The sequence below is a fragment of the Demequina ureilytica genome, assembly GCF_048553575.1.
In the GTDB taxonomy this organism is placed as follows: domain Bacteria; phylum Actinomycetota; class Actinomycetes; order Actinomycetales; family Demequinaceae; genus Demequina.
In genome coordinates this window covers 397,171-416,595 of the sequence record NZ_JBLZIE010000001.1, presented here as the reverse complement: position 1 = coordinate 416,595, position 19,425 = coordinate 397,171, and the positions used below count along the sequence as shown (strand labels likewise).

The following is a 19,425-nucleotide window of genomic DNA, read 5'->3' as shown; positions in this document are numbered from 1 at the left end:
GTGCATCGGCCATTCCGGGCGGCCGATGCGGGGGCTAGGAAGTCGCGGAGTCGCCTTGTTCGCGCTTGAGGTCGCGCAAGATGCGGCGGTAGGAGCCAGCGAAGCCGGCGATCAACAGCAGCCACAGGATGACCGAGAGTGGTTCGGACACTGGAAGGATCCACCGAGGCGGGTTCGAGAGCGTGGCGAAGAACCAAACCGTGAGAATGGTCAGTGCGATGCCGAACGGGGCCATCGCGATCGATGCCCAGCGCGGAGGGCGAGCGGTCAGCCAAGTCTTGAAGGCCTGTCGGCGCAGTTCGTGCTCGGTCACCGGATCTCACCCGTCTTCGCGGCGCGGTAGTTCTCCCCCTTGCCGGCAATCGTCGCTCCGACGATGACGGCCAGGCTGCCGTAGAAGGCGAACGGCACCCACAGTGGGGTTTCCGCATCGCGGATCATGTCGACGTACATGAGGAGGACGAATGCCGAGAAGATGACCTGGCTGGCCTTTGCGCCCGCCTGGGCCCAGCGTTCCTCGGCGAAGGACAGCGCCAAGCCAATCAATGCGACCGCTAGCGCCACGTACGCCAGACCCACTGGCCAGTTCCGGTCGTCGGGGAAGTTCGCGACCGTCCAGACAATGGCTGCGGTCAAGGGGACGAGCGCTACGTAGTTGACGATCCTGACGCGGCGCGGGAGAGGGCGAGTCAGTGCGGTCCGCAGAGCGGGCGTCCGTGTCGCGGATTCACTCATGTCGGCTCACGCTCCGAGAGTTGGCGAGTGCTCCGGCGACCGTCGCGCCGACGATGATCGCAGTGCCGCCACAGACTGCGAACGGCACCCAGATTGGGGGTTCGGAGGCGTTCAGCCATCGCCATGCGGCGAACAGTATGTGCAGTGAGATGACGACCCGGATGGCCTTCGTGCCGGCGCGGGCCCATCCGCTGTCCGCCAGGCTGAAGACGATGCCGAGGACGACCAATGCGAGCATCGTGGGCAACAGAGGCCAGGGCCCCGCCCATGGTGGTTCGCCGGCGCCCTTGAGAATCACCCAGATCATGCCTGCAGCGAGCGGGGCGAGGCCTGCGAGAACGGCGACGGTTGCACCGCGAGGCTGGGGCTCGGTCAGCGCGGCCTTCATCGTAGACCCTCGCGAGGCAGGCACGAGCTCATTCTCTTGCTGCGTGCGCACGGAAGTGCCTCCTTGGGCAAATAGCGTCGGTGCCACCGGCGTCTTCCATGCTGGCACACTGCGGCGTCTCGCGAATGTCGTCCCCGTACCCGCCAGCACGCGCATGCACCAGGATGGACGTATGACCGAGGCCGATCCCCGCACTGCCCGCCGCGCGCCCGAGGTGCTCGACGACTTCCAGCTGGCTGAGAGGAATCCCCACTTCCGGGTGGACCTGGAGCGCATCCGCTTCTCGCCGTACTTCGCGCGGCTGTCCGCCGTCACCCAGGTCATCTCGCAGTCCGGCGCGGGCCTGGCCGTCCACAACCGGCTCACCCACTCGGTCAAGGTCGCTGCTGTGGCGCGTGCCATCGCGATGCACCTGCACCGCGACACGGGCCCCGTGGGACAGCTCGTCGAAGAGCTGGGCGGGTGCGACCCCGTGGTGGTGCAGGCCGCCGCCAGCGCCCACGATGTGGGCCACCCGCCGTTCGGCCACCTCGGGGAGCGCGCCCTCGACAGGCTGGCCCGTGACCGGTTCCGCCTCCAGGAGGGGTTCGAGGGCAACGCGCAGACGTATCGGATCCTCACCCGGCTCGACGAGCACGACGTCTCCGGGGTGGGGCTGAACCTCACGAGCGCCGTGCGCGCCGCAGTGCTCAAGTACCCGTGGCGGCGGGGCGAGGGCGGCAGCCGGCGGGGAGCGACGAGTCACAAGTTCTCGATGTATGTGATCGATGCGGCCGATGCGCGGGCCGCCCGGGACGCCTATCCCACCATCGCGGCCGGCCAGCAGACGCTCGAGTGCTCGGTGATGGACATCGCTGATGACATCGCCTATTCGCTGCACGACCTCGACGACTTCTACCGTGCGGGCCTGCTCAACCAGGGGACGATCGCGGGGGAGTTCCGCGAGTGGCGCCGGAACCTCGCCGAGCTGCGCGCTCTCGACACGCTGACCCTGCAGTCGCGCAGCCGGGCCCCCGGATACTCGCTCGAGATCCTGTGGCGCCGCCTCGCGGAGCGCGACCCGTGGATCGCGGACGCCGAGGCCTTCGACAATGCCGTCGCGCGGGTCACCGAGGAGGTAATCGAGGGACTGCTCACGGTGCCGTTCGACGGTTCGCTGAGCGCGGACCGCGCGCTCGCGCGCTTCACGGGCGATTGGATTCGTCACCTGCAGTCCTCGGTCGAGGTGCACCGCGAGCCGGCTGAGCGCTCTGGGCACGTGATGCTCGACCGGACGGCGTGGCACGAGGTCGCCGTGCTGAAGTTCCTGCACGAGCGGTTCATCCTCGACCGTCCCGACCTCGCGGTCTACCAGCGTGGCCAGGCGAGCCTGCTGGAACGGCTGGTGGATGGATTCACCGAGTGGCTCGACGACGCTCACGACGTGCGGCGGGCCCCGCGCCGCATGATCGAGCTGGTGGACCTGGCGACCCACGACTACCTCGCCGTGGCCCGCGAGCACCCGGAGGCGCTGCCCGATATCGACGAGCGCGAGCTGCGCCGGCGCGCTGCCGGCCGCGGCGTCATCGACTACGTGGGCGCCCTGACCGACGCTCAGGCCGCTCACCTCGACGCGCTGCTGGCCGGGCACACGGAACGTCTCTGGGACGCGGGCCAGGGTCTGTAGGCGCGGCCTCCACTCCCTACAATCCCTTCATGATCACTGTCCGCAGCGTGGCCGCTGACGATGCCGACGCGCACCGGCTGTGGAAGGCCCAGGAGCGCGACCTCGCCGAGCGCTACGACGAGCCCGACCTGGAGCTGGAGACGCAGTTCCCCACGCTGGTGGGCTCGTGGGTGGGCTACGCCGAGGACGGTGCGCCGGTCGCGTCCATCGTCGCCCGCTGGTCTCCGTATGCCGAGACCGCGCCGGGTGACGTCGAGCTCAAGCGGCTGTGGGTCGATCCCGGTCATCGGGGCCACGGTCACGCGCGGGTGATGCTCGGCGCCGCCGAGGCCACCGCGCGCAAGGCCGGCGCCACCCGGCTGATCCTCGAGACTGGCACCGGCCAGCCCGAGGCGATGGCGCTGTACGAGTCCGCGGGGTGGACGCCCATGGCGCCGTACGGCGAGTATCGGGACGAACCTGACTCCCGCTGCTACGCCAAGCACCTCGCCACTCGGGTGGTGGTCATCAACGGCACTGTGGGCGCGGGCAAGACCACGGTGGCCGCCGCGATGCACGATCTGCTGGGAGCGCGAGCCGCGCGGAGCGGGTTCATCGACGCGGACGCGCTGTGTCAGGCGGTGCCGGCGCCAGGCTCCGACCCCTATCAGCAGGCGCTGCTGTTCGACTCTCTCGCCGCGGTCGCCGGGGTGTTCCGAGCGCGCGGCTACGGGCTCATGGTCATCCCGCGAGTCGTGGAGGACGCGAACGACCGCGCGCGCTACGAGCGCGCCTTCGCGAGCGCCGATCCGGGTGCGGCTGAGGTGACGATCGTCCGGGTGGTGGCACCACAGGAGACTCGACTCGAGCGGGTTGCCGCGCGCGAGCCCGAGGGCTATTGGCGCGACTGGGCGACGGCGCGCACCGTCGAGCTAGACGCGGTGCTGGAGGACCTGGAGCTGGATGACGCGGTGGTGGACAACGCGGGCGACCGAGACCGGCTCGAGGTAGCCGCCGAGGTCCTCGACCGCATCGGCTGGTAGCCGCCCAGGCGGGCGTCATTCGGCGAGCGCGAACTCCAGCGCCGCCTCGACGTGCAGGCCCATCGAATCGAAGTACGGCTCGCCGACGTCCTCGGCGGTCAGCACCATGGGGATCTCGGTGCAGCCGGAGATGACCCCCTGCGCGCCGCGCTCGCGAAGCGCCAGGTAGAGAGCGCGCACCTGAGCGCTGGCGCCGGCGGGCACGATGCCGCGGGCGAGCGATCCGTAGATGAGCTCGTGGAGTTCGGCAAGCGCGGGCTCGTCGGGCACGATCGTGGTGACGCCCCGCGCCGCCATGTGTTCGCGGTAGAACGGGTCGCGCATGGTGTACCCGGTGCCGAGCAGCGCGACGGTGTCGAGGCCGGCGGCCACGATCGCATCGGCCGTCGCGTCGAGCATGTGGATGAGCGGCACCTCGATCGCACCCGCGACCGTGGGTGCCACCTTGTGCATGGTGTTGGCGCAGATCAGGATCGCCTCCGCGCCCGCGTACTCGAGAGCCGCAGCATCCGCCGCGAAACGCGCGCCCAGTGCCTCCCAGTCGCCCGCAGCCTGGGCATCGGCGATCTGCTGGAAGTTGTACGAGCGGACCAGCAGGTCGGCGGCGCTCGACCCTCCCAGGCGGTCGTTGACGCCCTCGTTCAGCAGTCGCTCGAACTCGAGAGAGCTGTGCCAGGTGATTCCTCCGAGCAGGCCAAGGCGGCGGGGTTCGGTGCGCATCAGTCCAGGCTATTGGCTCGGTGCGGCCGATGCGAGGGCCAGGTCGTGCGCTTGCGGCACCTGCGTCTACGGCTGGGCGGCCGGCTCGTGGCCCCTATGCGGGAACCCTCCAGCGCGCTGTAACGTTGACGAGACGAACCAACCCACGGGAGTGACCATGCGCATCGGCGAATTGGCCCAGCAGGCAGGCGTGACCGCCAAGACGGTCCGCTACTACGAGTCGGTGGGTCTGCTGAAGGATCCGGGGCGCACCGGATCCGGATACCGGGACTACGACGAGGACGCCGTGGAGCGACTGCAGTTCGTGCGCGACGCGCAGGCCGCGGGACTGACTCTCAAGGAGTCGCGCGCCATCCTGGACATGAAGGCCGAGGGACACGGCACGTGCGAGCACACTCGTGCCCTGCTGAACCGCCACCTCGAGGACATCGACGCGCAGATCGCGTCGCTGCAGTCCGCGCGGGCGGAGCTCGTGTCGCTGTCGCAGCGTGCGGACGTGCTCGACCCCGCCGCGTGCAACGACCCCAACCGCTGCCAGGTGGTCGGCGCGCACTGAGGCGACGCGGCTGACTGCCGTGCCCGCGCATCGGCCGGACCTCGCCGCCCGGCGACCGAGCGACCGGATCAACTGAGCCGCTGCGAGCGGGTCGGTGCTTGAGACGCGACGCATGACTCAACTGGTCCGGCCCGTCGGTCCGCGGACCGGCCCCGCCGACGCGCCGGGCCTCTTGCTGGGACGTGGGTCCCGCAGAAGCCGCCCTGGAACGGCCCTAGTCTGAGAGCAGATGGCGGCGGTGCGCACCCTGCGCGGCACGGCCGCCATCTCCCAGACTCGAGACGGAGGGCGCGCCCAAGCATGCTCATCACAGTCCCCAAGGAGACCCGCGCGGGCGAACGCCTGGTCGCCGCGACCCCCCGCACCGTCGAAAAGCTCGTGGCCCTCGGCTACGACGTCGCCGTCGAGTCCGGTGCCGGCATGGAGGCGAGCCTTCCCGACGAGGCCTACGTGGCCGCGGGCGCCCGCATCTGCAACCGCGCGGACGCGTGGTCCGGAGACATCGTCATCGCCGTGAACGCGCCCACCGACACCGAGCTGGCCCTGGTGAAGAAGGGCGCGATCCTCGCGGCCTCGCTCACGCCGCACTCCCACCCCGAGCGCATGTCCGTCTACGCCGAGCGCGGCATCACGGCGCTGGCGCTCGACGCGGTCCCGCGCATCTCGCGCGCCCAGGCTCTCGACGTGCTGTCGAGCATGTCCAACGTCGCCGGCTACCGAGCTGTGATCGAGGCTGCCGAGTCCTACGGCGGCATGTTCGCCGGCCAGGTCACCGCGGCCGGCAAGACCCCGCCCGCCACCGTGTTCGTCATCGGCGGAGGGGTCGCGGGACTCGCGGCCATCGGTGCCGCGGTGTCGCTCGGCGCCCAGGTGCGGGCCTTCGACGTGCGCCCCGAGGCCGCCGAGGAGATCGAGTCGATGGGCGCGACCTTCGTGTCGCTGCCCGCCGCACAGCAGGAGGTCTCGACCGACGGCTACGCGAGCGTGCTGACCGAAGCGCAAGAGCGCCTCACCCACGAGCTCTACGCGCGGGAAGCCGCGGGAGCGGATGTGGTCATCACCACCGCGCTCGTGCGGGGCCAGGCGCCCACGACCATCACGGCCGATGCGGTCTCGGGGATGCGTCCAGGTTCCGTCATCGTCGACCTGGCTGCCTCCGGCGGAGGCAACTGCGAGCTCACCGTCCCCGGCGACAGGGTTGTCACCGAGGGCGGTGTCACGATCCTGGGTTGGACCGACCTGCCCGGCCGCATGCCGCAGCACTCGTCGCAGCTACTCGGCACCAACATCGTTCACCTGCTCGCGCTGCTCACGCCCGCGAAGGACGGCGCCGCCGTGCTGGATCTCGAGGACGTGGTGGTGCGCGGGATGACCGTCGCCCACGAGGGCGAGGTGCTGTGGCCGCCACCCCCGGTGCAGGTCTCCGCTGCTCCCGCGCCTGCTGAGCCCGCCGCCGTGATGCCGGAAGCGGCCGAGCCGCCTGCCGCATCGGCCGCAGCCAAGCAGCGTATGGATCCGAGGACCCGCCGCACGTGGCTGATGGGAATCGGCGCCGGAGCGCTGGCCATCGCGCTCGCGTTCTCCTCGCCGACGTTCCTCGCGATGTTTACGGTGTTCGTGCTCGCGGTGGTCATCGGCTACTACGTGATCTCGAACGTCAGCCACTCCCTCCACACGCCCCTGATGAGCCAGACCAATGCCATCTCGGGAATCATCCTCGTGGGCGCGCTGCTGCAGCTCGGGTCCTCGAACCTGGTGGTGACCGTGCTGGCGTTTGTGGCAGCGGCGGTCGCCTCGGTCAACGTGTTCGGTGGATTCCTCGTGACCTATCGCATGCTCGGCATGTTCCAGAAGGGGGCGTGACACCGTGACGGTGCTGTCCATCGCTCAGGTCGCCTACCTCGTCGCGGCCGTGCTGTTCATCCTGTCCCTCGCGGGGCTGTCCAAGCAGACCACCGCCCGCCGCGGCAACCTGATGGGCATGGTCGGGATGGCCATCGCGATCCTCGCGACCATCGCCCTCGCGCTCGAGCGGTCGGAGCGGCCCGTAGGCGTCACCGCGGTGCTCATCCTCGCGGTGCTCCTCATCGGTGCGCTCGTGGGAACCTGGCGGGCCCGCTCGGTCGAGATGACTCAGATGCCCGAGCTCATCGCGATCCTGCACTCGTTCGTGGGTGCCGCCGCCGTGCTGATCGGCTTCAACTCATACCTCACCGAGCCGCACGACGCGATGCACCAGGTCGAGGTCTTCCTCGGCGTATTCATCGGCGCGATCACCTTCACCGGGTCGATCGTGGCGTACCTCAAGCTGTCCGCGAAGATGTCCTCCGCGCCGCTGACGCTGCCCGGACGGCATCTGCTGAACCTCGCGGGCCTGGTCGCGAGCGCTGGCCTGATGGCATGGTTCATCGCCGCGCCGTCCGTGTGGCCGCTGGCGATCATGACCCTGATCGCACTGGCGATTGGCGCACACCTGGTCGCGGCGATCGGCGGCGGGGACATGCCCGTCGTGGTGTCGATGCTCAACTCGTACTCGGGTTGGGCCGCAGCCGCCGCCGGCTTCATGCTCGGCAACACCCTGCTGATCGTGGTGGGCGCGCTGGTGGGCTCCTCTGGAGCGATCCTCAGCTACATCATGTGCAAGGCCATGAACCGCACGTTCATCGCCGTCATCCTGGGAGGCTTTGGCGGGGGAGGCGTGGCGCCTTCGTCGGGATCGGGCGAGGTCGATTCGGATCTGACCCACACCGAGATGACCGTCGACGAGACCGCTCAACTGCTCGCGACCGCCAAGTCCGTGGTGATCGCTCCCGGATATGGCATGGCCGTCGCGAAGGCGCAGTACCCCGTGGCGGAGCTGGTGCGCCGGCTGCGCGCGGGTGGGGCCGACGTGCGCTTCGCCGTCCACCCCGTGGCCGGACGTCTGCCGGGCCACATGAACGTGCTGCTCGCCGAGGCGCGAGTGCCCTACGACATCGTGCTCGAGCTCGACGAGATCAATGCGGACTTCGCGGATACCGACGTGGTGCTGGTGATCGGCGCCAACGACACGGTGAACCCCGCAGCGCTCGAGGACCCGTCTTCGCCGATCGCCGGCATGCCGGTGCTCGAGGTGTGGAAGTCCCGCCAGGTCGTGGTGTTCAAGCGCTCGATGGCCACCGGCTACGCGGGCGTGCAGAACCCGCTGTTCTTCCGCGACAACGCGTCGATGCTGTTCGGCGACGCCAAGACCCAGGTCGAGGCGATCCTGGCCGCTCTACCCGTGTCGGACCCGATCGAGGCCTGACCGGTCCCGCGCACGCGCCAGCGGGGACGCTGACCCGGCCCGCGCATCGGCCGTAATGCGCTGTCAACGACCGAGCGGCCGGATGAACTGAGCCCACTCGCGCGTTACCGTGCTGAGCGCGCGAGGGGCGACTCAGGTGGTCCGTCCCGCCGGTGCGAAACTCCGCAGAACTCCCGCTTGACCTTCCACCCCACTGGAAGGTTTAACGTGGTCACATGACGGGTCGCAGGGGCGATCCACGAGAGGAGACAGCCATGAGCGAGACCATCGAGATCACCGTCGAGGGCATGACCTGCAACGGTTGCGCGGGCAAGGTGCGCGGCGCGCTCGAGAGCACCGATGGCGTCGCGGCTGCCGAGGTCGACCACGCCACCGGGCTGGTCCAGGTGCGTCCCGACGGCACCGTGCCGGCCGAGGACCTGGGGTTCGCGATCGACGAGGCCGTGGAGAGCACCGGCTACCGCGTGGTGGCCTCGTGACCACCTCGCAGAGCGCCACGTCACCTAACAGCGCCACGTCCTCGGACACCACCGACGGTATTCCGCAGATCCAGGCGATTAACCTCGCCGTGGACGGCATGACGTGCTCCAGTTGCGCCGCCTCGATCCAGGGCGGCCTGTCTAAGCTTCCCGGCGTGGACGATGCGGTCGTGAACTACGCGACCCGGCGCGCCACGGTGCGGCCCGACGGCAGCGTGGACGCCGCGCAGCTCGAGGAGCAGATGCGTGGCTCGATCGAAGGGCTCGGCTACAAGGTGCTGAGCCGCCCGCGCCCGCGCCCGGGCACGGTTGACGGCCAGTTGGCCGATGCGCTCCAGGCTTCGGCGGCGCACGGCACCGACGGCGCTCAGGGGCAGCACGGCTCGCACGACGACGACATGGACGAGCACGCCGCGCACATGCAGGCGGACGCCTCGCGCATCGCCGACTACCGGCGGCGCTTCATCGTCGCGGCCATCCTCACCGTCCCGCTGACCGCGATCTCCATGGTGATGCCCTGGCAGTTCGCCGGCTGGGAGTGGGTGGCCGCCGCGCTCGCGACCCCGGTGATCGGCTGGGCCGCGTGGCCGTTCCACCGCAGCACCCTGATGTCTGCGCGCCATGGCGCCACCAACATGGACACGCTCGTCACGATGGGCACCGTCGCGGCGTGGACGTGGTCCACGGTGGTGCTGATCGGCCACGCCTTCGGTGCCCTCAGCGAGGGGCACATCTACTACGAGACCGGCGCGGTCATCGTCACGCTGATCCTGCTGGGCAAGTGGCTCGAGACTCGTTCGACGGCGCGCGCCGGCGACGCGATTCGGGCGCTCAGCTCGCGTCAGAGCTCCACGGCGCGGCTCGAGGATGGCACCGTCATCGAGCGGGACGCACTCGAGGTGGGGATGCGGTTCGTGGTGCGCCCCGGCGAGACCATCGCGACCGACGGCACCGTCGTGGAGGGCTCCGCCGCGGTTGACGCGAGCCTCGTGACCGGCGAGTCCGTGCCGGTGCGCGTGGAGGCCGGGACCGGCAAGGAGTCCCAGGTCATCGGCGGCACCATCGCCACCGATGGCGCGCTAACGGTCGAGGCAACCAAGGTGGGCGCGGAGACCATGCTCGCGCAGATCGCCCAGATGGTGGACGACGCGCAGTCGGGCCGCGCCCGCGTGCAGCGACTCGCGGACCGCATCTCGCGGGTGTTCGTTCCCGTCGTCATCGCCATCGCACTGATCACGCTCGCCTCGTGGTGGGCGCTCACCGGGGACGTCAACGCGGCCTTCACGGCCGCCGTCGCGGTGCTGATCATCAGCTGCCCTTGCGCATTGGGCCTGGCAACTCCGCTGGGCATCATGGTCGGCACCGGTCGTGGCGCGCAGTTGGGCGTGCTCGTGCGCGGGCCCGAGGCGCTCGAAGACACCCGCGACATTCAGACCATCGTGCTCGACAAGACCGGCACGGTCACCGAAGGCAAGATGTCGCTGGTCTCCGCGGCGGCGCCCGGCGTGCGTGACAAGCACGGCGCCGATGCGGAGGCGGCCTTGCTCGACGCCGTCGCCTCGGTCGAGGCCCGCTCCGAGCACCCGGTGGCCCAGGCGATCGCCGATGCGCGGCCCGGGCGGTTGCGCCTCAAGGGCTTCCGCAACGTGCCCGGTCAGGGCGTGATCGCGACCGTCCAGCACGTGGGGCACGCGGGTGAGGCTCCGGGCGAGCAGGCTGCGAACGCCGACGTCTTGGTGGGGTCGCGCCGCATGTTCGACGAGGTGCCTCACGCTCTCGAGGAGCTTGCCGCCGCTGCCGAGGCCGAAGGCCAGACCGCGATCTTCGCGGGTCGCGTGCCGACGGACGGAGGCGGGCTGGGCTCGGGCACCCTGGCGACCCGCGCATCGGCCGTCGCCGAGGCCGTCGTCGCCGTGAGCGACACCGTCAAGCCCACCAGCTCGGAGGCCATCGCGGCGTTCCGCGAGCTCGGTCTCGAGGTGGTGCTGCTGACGGGCGATAACGAGCGGGCAGCGCGCGCGGTGGCCGAGCCGCTCGGCATCGACCGGGTGATCGCCGAGGTGCTGCCTGGCGACAAGGCCGACGTGATCCGCGAGCTGCAGGCGGGTGATGGCGGCTCCAAGCGCGTGCGCGTCGCCATGGTCGGCGACGGCATCAACGACGCCCCCGCGCTGGCGCAGGCCGATCTGGGGCTCGCCGTGGGCACCGGCACGGACGTGGCTCGCGAGGCCTCGGACCTCACCATCGTCACGGGCGACCTGCGGGCGGCGGCCGATGCGATTGCCCTGTCCCGGCGCACGCTCGGCACGATCAGGGGGAACCTGTTCTGGGCCTTCGCGTACAACGTGGCGGCGATCCCGCTCGCGGCGCTGGGAATCCTCAACCCCATGATCGCGGCCGGCGCGATGGGGGCCTCGAGCCTGTTCGTGGTGGGCAACTCGCTGCGGCTGCGTACATTCGCGGGCTACCGCGCGCGCTGACCCGGATATCAGAGCTCTCGGCGCGGGCGGGAATCAGCGGCGCGGTGAGTACCCCTCGGGAGCGGGCCGCCGGCGACGCAGGTCGGACTCAGCCTGACGGCGGTCGAGCGTCACCGCGAGGATTCTGACGTCGCGTGACAGCTCGACTGTGCGCGGCGACCCCCACCCGTCCTCGTGCGCCGCGGTGAGCAGGCTCAGTTGCGCGCCTTGCAGCCGCTTGAGGGCGCGTGCCGTGGCGTATCCGCCCCGGTGGCGCGCCCATCGCCGTGCGCGACGGCGTGCTCGCCGCGTGGCGAGGGTGCTGAAGTCGCCCGGGCTCACCAGGTCGTCGGGCACCACGTGGGCGGCGAGACCGGCGAAGGTACGCCGCTCGCGCACGTGCGCCCACCGCAGCACGGCCAGGAATAGCAGCAGCACGGGTAGGCCCTTCACCACCGAACTCACGTATGGATCCGCGCCAAGCAGCGGCGCATTGAAGAACCCGTGCACCGCGATGGACAGCCCTAGCGTGCCGCACAGCACGGCGAGCCGTTGGCGCCGAGGGGCGGTCGCATTGAAGAAGTACCCGAGCCCCGCGCCGGCCATCGCGGCGAACGTCGCGTGGCTCCACAGCCCGCCGATGATGCCTCTCAGCAGGAACATCGCCGTCACGGTGCCGGTCTCGGCGTCGGCGGCGAACGTGGCCGTGTAGAGGAATCCCTCCGACACCTGGAAGCCCAGGCCCACGACGGCGCCGTAGAACAGGCCATCCGCCGCGGACCGCACACGGGCGCCAGGGATCAGCGCGAGGGCGAGGACGCCGAGCAGCTTGAGGGGCTCCTCCACGAGCGGAGCGGCGAAGGACGGGATCCATGGGTTGTCGGCGCCGATCAGTCCGGCCACCAGATCGTGCATCGCGGGCGCGGCGATGGCCCCCAGTCCGGGGCCCGCGAGAGCGCCCCACAGCAGGGCGCCGAAGACAGTGGCGGGGGAGCGACGCTCGAACAGCTCGAGCCGGTAGAGCAGGACGAGGAAGGCGAACCCGTACAGCACCCACAGAATCCCCGACAGCACCCCCGTGGTGGGATTTCCCGCGAGGCCGCCCACCACCAGCGGGGCCCAGCGCACCAGGCCAAAGGCCGTGAGAAAGACGAACACCCAGAAGACCCACGAGCGGACATCGACGAACGACGAGGTGCGCGGCGACAGCCGCGGCAGCGCCGAGAGCGTGACGGTGAGCGGCTGAGGCTCGCGCGCGTTCACGGTCCGACTCCCGCCGAGTCGTCGGCGAACACCAAGGAATCGACCATTGCCTGCGCCTGCGGCTCCGCGATAGCCCAACTCTCGATGGTGGTGGAGAGCACCGCAACCGTGGTGAGGCCGTCGTGGCTCACCGCCCACACCTCGCGAGCGTTCGTCTCGCTGCTCGCGGAGATCGTCACGCCGGTGTCTCCCGCCTCGGTGGTGAAGGTCTCTGGCTCGCCGGTCACCCACGAGCTGGACTGGTCTCCTTCGACCGCGGCGATCTCTGCGGCTACCACCGCGCTCGACGAGCGGGACTCCTCATAGGCCGGTATGACGACCAGTTGGGAGCTGCCACTCGACAGCACGGTCGCGCGGCCGTCCTGCGAGTCGATGCGCCAGTCCTCCGCCACCGTGAGCTCGATCTCGTTGCCGACCGAGATGACCTCGCCGGTCGCCTGGGCAGCATCGAGCTGGAGCGTGGCGGCCAGGGGCACCGCCCCGATGAAGACGAAGGCGATGGCCAGTACCAGCAGCGCGCCCGGGAGCGAACTGCGCCCGATCAGGCGGATCGACAGCGGCAGGCGCGTGCGCAGGAGCTCGAGCGTCTGGCTGGTGGGCTGTTGGGGCACCCAGGGTTCCGGAGCGTGAGCGCCGCCGCGCACCCGTCGCCCCGGGCGGTCGTTGTCGCTCCGTGGTGCGTCGCCGCCGGCCCTTTCGTACTCGCCGCCGGTGCGTCTCTGCTCGCCCCCCGCCCCCGCATCGGCCGCGGGAGGCAGTTCATCGGTCATGACGTACGGCGTGCGCTAGACGTGCGCGAGCGCCTGCTCCAGGTCGGCACGCAGGTCCTCGACGTCCTCGAGGCCTATCGACAGCCGTACCGTCGTCTCGGAGATGCCCACCGACGCGCGGGCCTCCGGCGTCATCTTGTTGTGGGTGGTGGTCGCGGGGTGCGTGGAGATCGACTTGGCGTCGCCCAGATTGTTAGAGATCGTGAACAGCCGCAGCGCGTTCATGAACCGGAATGCAGCGGCCTGCGACTCGGGACCGGCGATGTCCACGCCGTCGCCCACGCTCAAGTCAAGGGTCACCAGCGTGCCGCCGATGGTCATCTGGCGGGCCGCGCGCTCGTACTGCGGGTGAGACGGCAGCAAGGGATAGCGCGCGAGGGCGACCTTGGGGTGAGCCTCGAGCCAGCGCGCCAATTCGATCGCGCTCGCGGCCTGTCGCTCGACTCGCACCGACAGCGTCTCGAGGGCCTTCACGAGCACCCATGCGTTGAATGGCGAGATCGTGGCGCCCATCTGGCGCACCATGGTCTTGACGGGGCCGTCAACGTACTCGGCCGAGCCGAGGATCGCGCCGCCCAGCACCCGGCCCTGGCCGTCGATGTGCTTGGTCGCGGAGTAGACCACGGCATCGGCCCCGAGTTCGAGCGGCTTCTGGCCGATCGCAGTGGCGAAGACGTTGTCGACGATGAACAGCGCGCCGGCCTGTTTGGTGAGCGTCGCCACGAACGGAATGTCGACCACATCCTGCATGGGGTTGGTCGGCGACTCGATGTAGACGGCCTTCGCGGGGGTCGCGAGCACGCGCTCCCAGTCTTCGTTGTCGTGGGCGTCGACGTAGTCGATCTCGATTCCCCACTTGTCGAAGAAGTTCGCGAACACCTGGAGCGTGGAGCCGAACAGCGCGCGCGAGGCGACCAGCCTGTCCCCCTGACCGAGGATCGACGCGAGCGAGACGAACACCGCACTCATGCCGGTGGACGTGGCGAAGCAGGACTCGGCGCCCTCGATCGCGGCGAGCCGCTCCTGGAAGGCGGTCACCGTGGGGTTGCCGTAGCGCGAGTACATGTAGATGTCGATGTCGCCGGCGAACGCGTCACGCGCCTGCTCGGCGTTCTCGTATGCGTACCCCTGCGTGAGGTACAGGCCCTCGGACATCTCATTCGCCGCGGAACGGTGGATGCCGGTGTGGAGCGCGAGCGTGTCCGGTCGAAGGCCGCGAGGGAGGTCCTGTGCTGTCATGGGATCAGGGTAGCGGCGCGTGCGGGGCGCGAGCGGAGGCCGGGCGCTGGCGGTGCGCGGCATTCGCAGTTTTGAGGGTGCTGCGGCAGTGAGGCAGGGTGGGCGGATGTCCCCCGACCTTGTTGCTAGCCGCACGCGCTGGCTGGTGCGCGTGGCGGTGGCGCTGCTCATCGCGACGCTCGCGGCCACCGGCGCGCTGTTCTACGGTGCGCTCGGGTGGAGACAGATGGCCACCGCGTGCTCCGCCGAGGAAGCGGTACCGGCGCGGGCGACGGGATCCTCGGTCCAGTTCTCCTGGTCGTGGACGCCGCCGGGCTTTGCGTGCACGTGGCCCGGGACCGGCGGGGATGGCGTGACCGTCACCAAGCTGTGGTGGTGACCGCCGCCAGGGCAAGGCCGTCCCCGTCGGGGTCGACGGACAGCGTCACGGTCGCTCCGCGGGCGGCCGACGCGGGGGCCGAGATCGCGCATTCGCCCGCCACAACTGGCCGACCGGCCGGACGAACTGAGCCCCGCGCGGCCACGCCCGCACGGGCACCGGCACGGGGCTGAGTTGATCCGGCCCGCCGGTCACGGGCTGCGGGAGGAGAGATGGCGCGGCCCCCGGTCGCAGGGTGGGGGCCGCGCCGCGCGTCAGCGGTGGACGTGCACCGTCGCGCCGTCGGTGGTGGCGGAGTCGCCCGAGCCCGTCACGCGGAACGTGACCCGTCGACCCTCTGCTGTCACCACATCAACGTTCGTGTCGATCTCATCCGCTGAAGGGTAGACGTCGAGGACCAGCCCGTCGAGGAAGTCGTAGTCCGGACAGTCGCTGCGGGCACCGCGCGGGATCACGGCACCGGGCCGCACGTACACGGGCAGGGTGTCGAAGCCGTGAGTCTCGCGCACCCAGCGGCCGCCCTCGACCCGCTCGCCGGTGAGGAGCGACGTCCACGTGCCCGCGGGCAGGTAGAAGTCCACCACCCCGTCGGCGGACATCACCGGCGCGATCAGCAGGTCCTCGCCGAGCATGTACTGCCGGTCCAGGTAGCCGACCGCCGGGTCCTCGGGGAACTCGAAGAACATGGGGCGCGCCACCGACACTCCGCTGGCTGCCGCATCGGCACCCGCGGTGTAGAGGTAGGGCATCAGCGTGTTCTTAAGCTCCGCGAACCGCTTGGTCACCGCGACGGCCTCGTCGTCGAACGCCCACGGCACCCGGTACGAGGTCGAGCCGTGCAGGCGTGAGTGTGAGCTCAACAGCCCGAAGGCCAGCCAGCGCTTGAACACGCCAGGGTCGGGCGTGCCCTCGAAGCCGCCGATGTCGTGGCTCCAGTACCCGAACCCGGACGAGGCGAGCGACAGCCCGCCGCGCAGAGTCTCCGCCATCGACACATAGGTCGACGAGTTGTCGCCGCCCCAGTGCACCGGCATGGTCTGTCCGCCGGCGGTCGCGGAGCGTGAGAACAGCACCGCCTCGCCCTGGCCCCGCTCCTCGAGCAGCACCTCCCACACGGCCTCGTTATACAGCTGCGTGTAGAGGTTGTGCATGGTCTGGGGCGACGAGCCGTCGTGCCACACCACATCGGTGGGAACCCGCTCGCCGAAGTCGGTCTTGAGCGCATCCACGCCCTGACGGATGACCTCGCGCAGGCGGTCCTTGAACCACGCGCGCGCATCGGGATTGGTGAAGTCGACGAGTCCCATGCCCGCCTGCCACATGTCCCACTGCCACACGGTGCCGTCGGCCCGCTTGACCAGGTAGCCCGCCTCCACGGCCTCCGCGAACATGCGGCCTCGCTGCGCGATGTAGGGGTTGATCCACACGCACACGCGCAGGTCCTTGTCATCGTGCAGGCGCGCGAGCATGCCTTCCGGATCGGGGAAGGTCCGGGAATCCCACTCCAGGTCGGTCCAGTTGAACTCGCGCATCCAGAAGCAGTCGAAGTGAAAGACGCTCAAGGGAATGTCGCGCTCACGCATGCCGTCGACGAACGAGTTGACGGTCTGCTCGTCGTAGTCGGTGGTGAACGAGGTCGACAGCCACAGGCCATACGACCAGGCCGGCACTACCGGCGGCCGCCCCGTGAGGCGCGTGTAGCGGTCGATGACGTCGCGCGGCGTGGGACCGTCGAACACGAGGTACTCGAGCGCCTCGCCGGCGGTGGAGAACTGCACGCGCTCCACGGCCTCGGACCCGACCTCGAACGACACGTGCTCGGGCTGGTTCACCAGCACGCCGTACCCGCGCGAGGACAGGTAGAACGGCACGTTCTTGTAGGACAGCTCCGAGCTGGTCCCACCGTCGGCGTTCCAGATGTCTATCGCTTGGCCGTTCTTGACGAACGCCCCGAACCGCTCGCCGAGCCCGTAGATCAACTCACCGACGTCGAGGTCGAGCTGCTCGTGCACATAGGTGCGCGACGGCGCGAGACCGGTCTCCGTGTACCCAGCGACCCCTGCAGGCCCCACGGTGACGGGCGCATCGGCCGCAAGCGCCATGTGGCCCACGGACTTGTGCCCGGAGCCGGTGAGCCGGCGGCCTGCGCGCGAGAAGGACAGGTCCCACGGCGCGCCCTTGCCGATGCGCGCGGTGAGGCCGCCCGTGACCAGGCTGGCCCCCGCATCGTCCGTGTGGACGGTAGCCGCGCCGGGCTCGGTCGCGAGGGCGAAGCCCGGCGACCGATGCGCTCCCTGGTGGTGCTCGATCCGCACCCGCACCACTCCCTCGAGGGGCGAGGACAGCGTGACCGTGAGCAGCGCCCGGTTGAGCACGTTGCCGCGAGACTCGATGCGCTGCGAGGGCGCATGGACGACGATCCCGTCGCCGTCAGGGGTCTGTGCGGGCGCGATGTCGTATGCCTCTTGAGCGTAGTTCGCGGTGACGCCGGGGCGCAGATGCCAAAAACCGTCGGTGAACTTCATTACTTCACTGCTCCTGCCGTGATTCCTCGGGTCAGCGTGCGCTGGAAGATGAGGAAGAAGATGATGGTCGGGATGATGCTGATCAGCGTGCCGGCGATCAGCGTGGTGGTGTCCGTCTGACGCTCGCCGCTGAGCTGCTCGAGCACGAGCGGGACGGTGAGCGAATCGGACGTGTTGAGGAAGGCCAGCGGCAGCAGGAACTCGTTCCAGGTCCAGATGAAGAAGAACACCATCAGGACGGACAGCGTCGGGCGCACCACCGGCACGATGATCGAGCGCAGGATCCGCCACCGGCTCGCGCCGTCAACGGCGGCCGCCTCGAGGATCTCCTTGGGGAACGTGCCCAGCAGGCTCGACAGCAGGTACGTGCCGAACGCGGACTGGATCACCACGAACGTGATGATCACGGACCACGAGTTGGACAGCAGCCCCAGGTCGTCGTAGAGGGTGAACAGCGGGTCGAAGAGCATCTCCTGGGGCACCAGGTTGGCCATCAGGAACAGCAGCACGAGCCACGTGCGGCCGCGCACCCGGCCGATGCCGATCGCGAACGAGTTCAGCACCGACAGGATGACCGCGAGGAACGCGACCATCGTGGAGATGAAGATCGAGTTCCACAGCGCGCGCGGGAAGTTGTTCTGCTCCCAGAACGTCTGGATGCCCGTGAGGTCGAAGCTGCGGGGCAGATCGAGCGGGCTCGACGTGGAGTAGTCGGAGGGCGACTTGAACGCGTTGATGAGCAGCAGCAGTATCGGGAAGATGACGATGAGGGCGCCGAGGACGCCCAGGATCATCAGGACCCATTCGGCGGCGGTACGGGGGCGGCCTCCGCGGCGACTGCGGGCCTTGAGACGTCGCTCCTCGCTCGGGGGCTCACCGCCTGCGGCCGATGCGGGGGCGGGGATTTTGCGGACAGGCGTGGTGGTCATGGGTCACGCGTCCTTTCGCTCGGAGCGGTTCTGCACGCGGATGAAGATGACGGCCACGATGGCCACGAGGATCGTGATCGACGAGGCGATCGCGGCCGCGTAGCCCTTGTCGGTCCCGTTCACGAACTCGTTGTACGCGTAGAAGGACGGCACGTAGGTGGACTTGTTCGGTCCGCCTTGGGTGAGGATGAACACGGGCGCGAAGACCTTCATGGCCGCGATGGTGGTCGTCAGCGACACGACGAACACCTCGGGCTTGATCTGCGCGAGCGTGATGGCGCGGAACCGCTCGTACCAGTTGGCGCCGTCGAGTTCCGCGGCCTCGTACAGCTCGGGGTCGACGCGCTGCAGTGCCGCCATGAAGATGACGACCGGATAGCCGATCTGGATCCAGATCATCAGCACCATGACGGATCCCATGGCCGTCGGGTATGAGCCGCCGAGCCAGTTCACGGTGGTCTCGGAGCCGGTGATGAAGGTCAGGAACTGGTTGACGACGCCGCTCGAGTTGGGCCTGAGCAGCCATCCGAACAGCACGCCGGCCACGGCGATGGGGAGGATCTGCGGCAGGTAGTACGTGGCGCGCAGGAAGCTCGACAGCTTGCCGCCGAACCGCCGGCCGATCACGTCGAACAGCAGCGCCGCGATGACCAGGCCAAGCAGCGTGGGGATGATCACCATGGCGAAGATCACCAGGATGATGTTCTGGAAGGACTGGATGTACTCCTGGTCCTGCAGGAGCGCGGCCCAGTTCTCCAGGCCAGCGAACTCCTCCTCCGCGCGTCCCCCGCGCCAATGGAAGAAGCTCAGGCGCAGGTTGCGGACGATGGGGTAGATGATGATGACCGACACCAGGAGGGCGCCGGGCAGAAAGTAGAGCCAGTAGCCGAGCTTGCGGCCGCCGCGCTCAGGGATGCGGGCGGGCTGGTCGGCGCGCCGTCGCCGCTTGGGCGTCATCGTGGGGGTCATGAGTGTCCTTCTCCGGTGCGGCCCGGGCGGTGTCGCCCGG

At 69.6% G+C, this 19,425-nt stretch carries 18 protein-coding genes; 8 read left to right on the top strand and 10 right to left on the bottom strand.

Translation table 11 applies throughout. The features are described from left to right. Positions 1-34: 34 nt before the first annotated feature. From ACNI3K_RS01840 to ACNI3K_RS01830, 3 genes are all read right to left on the bottom strand, one after another. Positions 35-313: a hypothetical protein gene (locus tag ACNI3K_RS01840; RefSeq protein ID WP_419390155.1), complete on the bottom strand. Its 279-nt coding sequence runs from the start codon at positions 311-313 to the stop codon at positions 35-37. Further along, the gene (locus ACNI3K_RS01835; RefSeq protein WP_419390154.1) at positions 310-636 is read right to left on the bottom strand and encodes a hypothetical protein; all 327 of its coding nucleotides are present in this window, start codon (positions 634-636) and stop codon (positions 310-312) included. The genes ACNI3K_RS01840 and ACNI3K_RS01835 overlap by 4 nt, the downstream gene beginning before the upstream one ends. A gap of 91 nt (positions 637-727) precedes the next feature. Then, complete coding sequence (locus tag ACNI3K_RS01830; protein WP_419390153.1) at positions 728-1,123, bottom strand: hypothetical protein; 396 nt, start codon at positions 1,121-1,123, stop codon at positions 728-730. 172 nt (positions 1,124-1,295) lie between these two features. On the opposite strand from ACNI3K_RS01830, the gene ACNI3K_RS01825 reads away from it, so the two are divergent. Both ACNI3K_RS01825 and ACNI3K_RS01820 read left to right on the top strand, forming a co-directional pair. Then, entirely contained in the window at positions 1,296-2,789 is a 1,494-nt protein-coding gene (locus tag ACNI3K_RS01825; RefSeq protein WP_419390152.1) for a deoxyguanosinetriphosphate triphosphohydrolase family protein, read from the top strand. 29 nt (positions 2,790-2,818) lie between these two features. Then, a complete protein-coding gene (locus tag ACNI3K_RS01820; RefSeq protein WP_419390151.1) occupies positions 2,819-3,811 on the top strand; it encodes a GNAT family N-acetyltransferase in 993 nt (330 codons plus the stop codon). Positions 3,812-3,826: 15 nt separating this feature from the next. Here ACNI3K_RS01820 and ACNI3K_RS01815 read toward each other — a convergent pair whose 3' ends face one another. Next, on the bottom strand, positions 3,827-4,531 hold the full coding sequence (locus ACNI3K_RS01815; RefSeq protein WP_419390150.1) for an aspartate/glutamate racemase family protein: 705 nt from the start codon (positions 4,529-4,531) through the stop codon (positions 3,827-3,829). Positions 4,532-4,688: 157 nt separating this feature from the next. Here ACNI3K_RS01815 and ACNI3K_RS01810 point away from each other — a divergent pair, with 157 nt between their 5' ends. The 5 genes from ACNI3K_RS01810 (at position 4,689) to ACNI3K_RS01790 (ending at position 11,332) form a co-directional block, all read left to right on the top strand. Next, positions 4,689-5,087, top strand: a complete 399-nt coding sequence (locus ACNI3K_RS01810; protein WP_419390149.1) for a heavy metal-responsive transcriptional regulator — start codon at positions 4,689-4,691, stop codon at positions 5,085-5,087. Positions 5,088-5,387: 300 nt separating this feature from the next. After that, entirely contained in the window at positions 5,388-6,950 is a 1,563-nt protein-coding gene (locus ACNI3K_RS01805) for a Re/Si-specific NAD(P)(+) transhydrogenase subunit alpha (RefSeq protein WP_419390148.1), read from the top strand. A gap of 4 nt (positions 6,951-6,954) precedes the next feature. Then, positions 6,955-8,373 carry a Re/Si-specific NAD(P)(+) transhydrogenase subunit beta gene (gene pntB, locus ACNI3K_RS01800; protein ID WP_419390147.1) on the top strand — a complete coding sequence of 473 codons (1,419 nt, stop codon included), beginning with the start codon at positions 6,955-6,957 and terminating at the stop codon, positions 8,371-8,373. Between the two features lie 254 nt (positions 8,374-8,627). Next, positions 8,628-8,852 carry a heavy-metal-associated domain-containing protein gene (locus ACNI3K_RS01795; protein ID WP_419390146.1) on the top strand — a complete coding sequence of 75 codons (225 nt, stop codon included), beginning with the start codon at positions 8,628-8,630 and terminating at the stop codon, positions 8,850-8,852. Next, on the top strand, positions 8,849-11,332 hold the full coding sequence (locus ACNI3K_RS01790) for a heavy metal translocating P-type ATPase (protein WP_419390145.1): 2,484 nt from the start codon (positions 8,849-8,851) through the stop codon (positions 11,330-11,332). Before ACNI3K_RS01795 ends, ACNI3K_RS01790 begins: the two co-directional genes overlap by 4 nt. A gap of 33 nt (positions 11,333-11,365) precedes the next feature. On the opposite strand, the gene ACNI3K_RS01785 is transcribed toward ACNI3K_RS01790, so the two are convergent. Genes ACNI3K_RS01785 through metZ form a run of 3 tightly spaced genes read right to left on the bottom strand, consistent with a single transcriptional unit; the run spans position 11,366 to position 14,583 of the window. Beyond that, positions 11,366-12,574, bottom strand: a complete 1,209-nt coding sequence (locus ACNI3K_RS01785) for a PrsW family intramembrane metalloprotease (protein ID WP_419390144.1) — start codon at positions 12,572-12,574, stop codon at positions 11,366-11,368. Continuing rightward, on the bottom strand, positions 12,571-13,344 hold the full coding sequence (locus ACNI3K_RS01780) for a hypothetical protein (RefSeq protein WP_419390143.1): 774 nt from the start codon (positions 13,342-13,344) through the stop codon (positions 12,571-12,573). Before ACNI3K_RS01780 ends, ACNI3K_RS01785 begins: the two co-directional genes overlap by 4 nt. Before the next feature lie 15 nt (positions 13,345-13,359). Beyond that, positions 13,360-14,583, bottom strand: a complete 1,224-nt coding sequence (gene metZ / locus ACNI3K_RS01775; protein ID WP_419390142.1) for an O-succinylhomoserine sulfhydrylase — start codon at positions 14,581-14,583, stop codon at positions 13,360-13,362. 106 nt (positions 14,584-14,689) lie between these two features. On the opposite strand from metZ, the gene ACNI3K_RS01770 reads away from it, so the two are divergent. Further along, positions 14,690-14,962 (top strand): hypothetical protein, encoded by a 273-nt coding sequence (locus tag ACNI3K_RS01770; protein WP_419390141.1) that lies wholly within the window; start codon positions 14,690-14,692, stop codon positions 14,960-14,962. A 254-nt stretch (positions 14,963-15,216) separates the two neighbouring features. On the opposite strand, the gene yicI is transcribed toward ACNI3K_RS01770, so the two are convergent. From yicI to ACNI3K_RS01755, 3 genes are read right to left on the bottom strand one after another with little or no spacing between them, the layout of a single operon-like run. Then, positions 15,217-17,487, bottom strand: a complete 2,271-nt coding sequence (gene yicI, locus ACNI3K_RS01765; RefSeq protein WP_419390140.1) for an alpha-xylosidase — start codon at positions 17,485-17,487, stop codon at positions 15,217-15,219. Further along, positions 17,487-18,416: a carbohydrate ABC transporter permease gene (locus ACNI3K_RS01760; protein WP_419390139.1), complete on the bottom strand. Its 930-nt coding sequence runs from the start codon at positions 18,414-18,416 to the stop codon at positions 17,487-17,489. The genes yicI and ACNI3K_RS01760 overlap by 1 nt, the downstream gene beginning before the upstream one ends. A gap of 3 nt (positions 18,417-18,419) precedes the next feature. Then, a complete protein-coding gene (locus tag ACNI3K_RS01755; RefSeq protein WP_419390138.1) occupies positions 18,420-19,385 on the bottom strand; it encodes a carbohydrate ABC transporter permease in 966 nt (321 codons plus the stop codon). Positions 19,386-19,425: the final 40 nt, after the last annotated feature.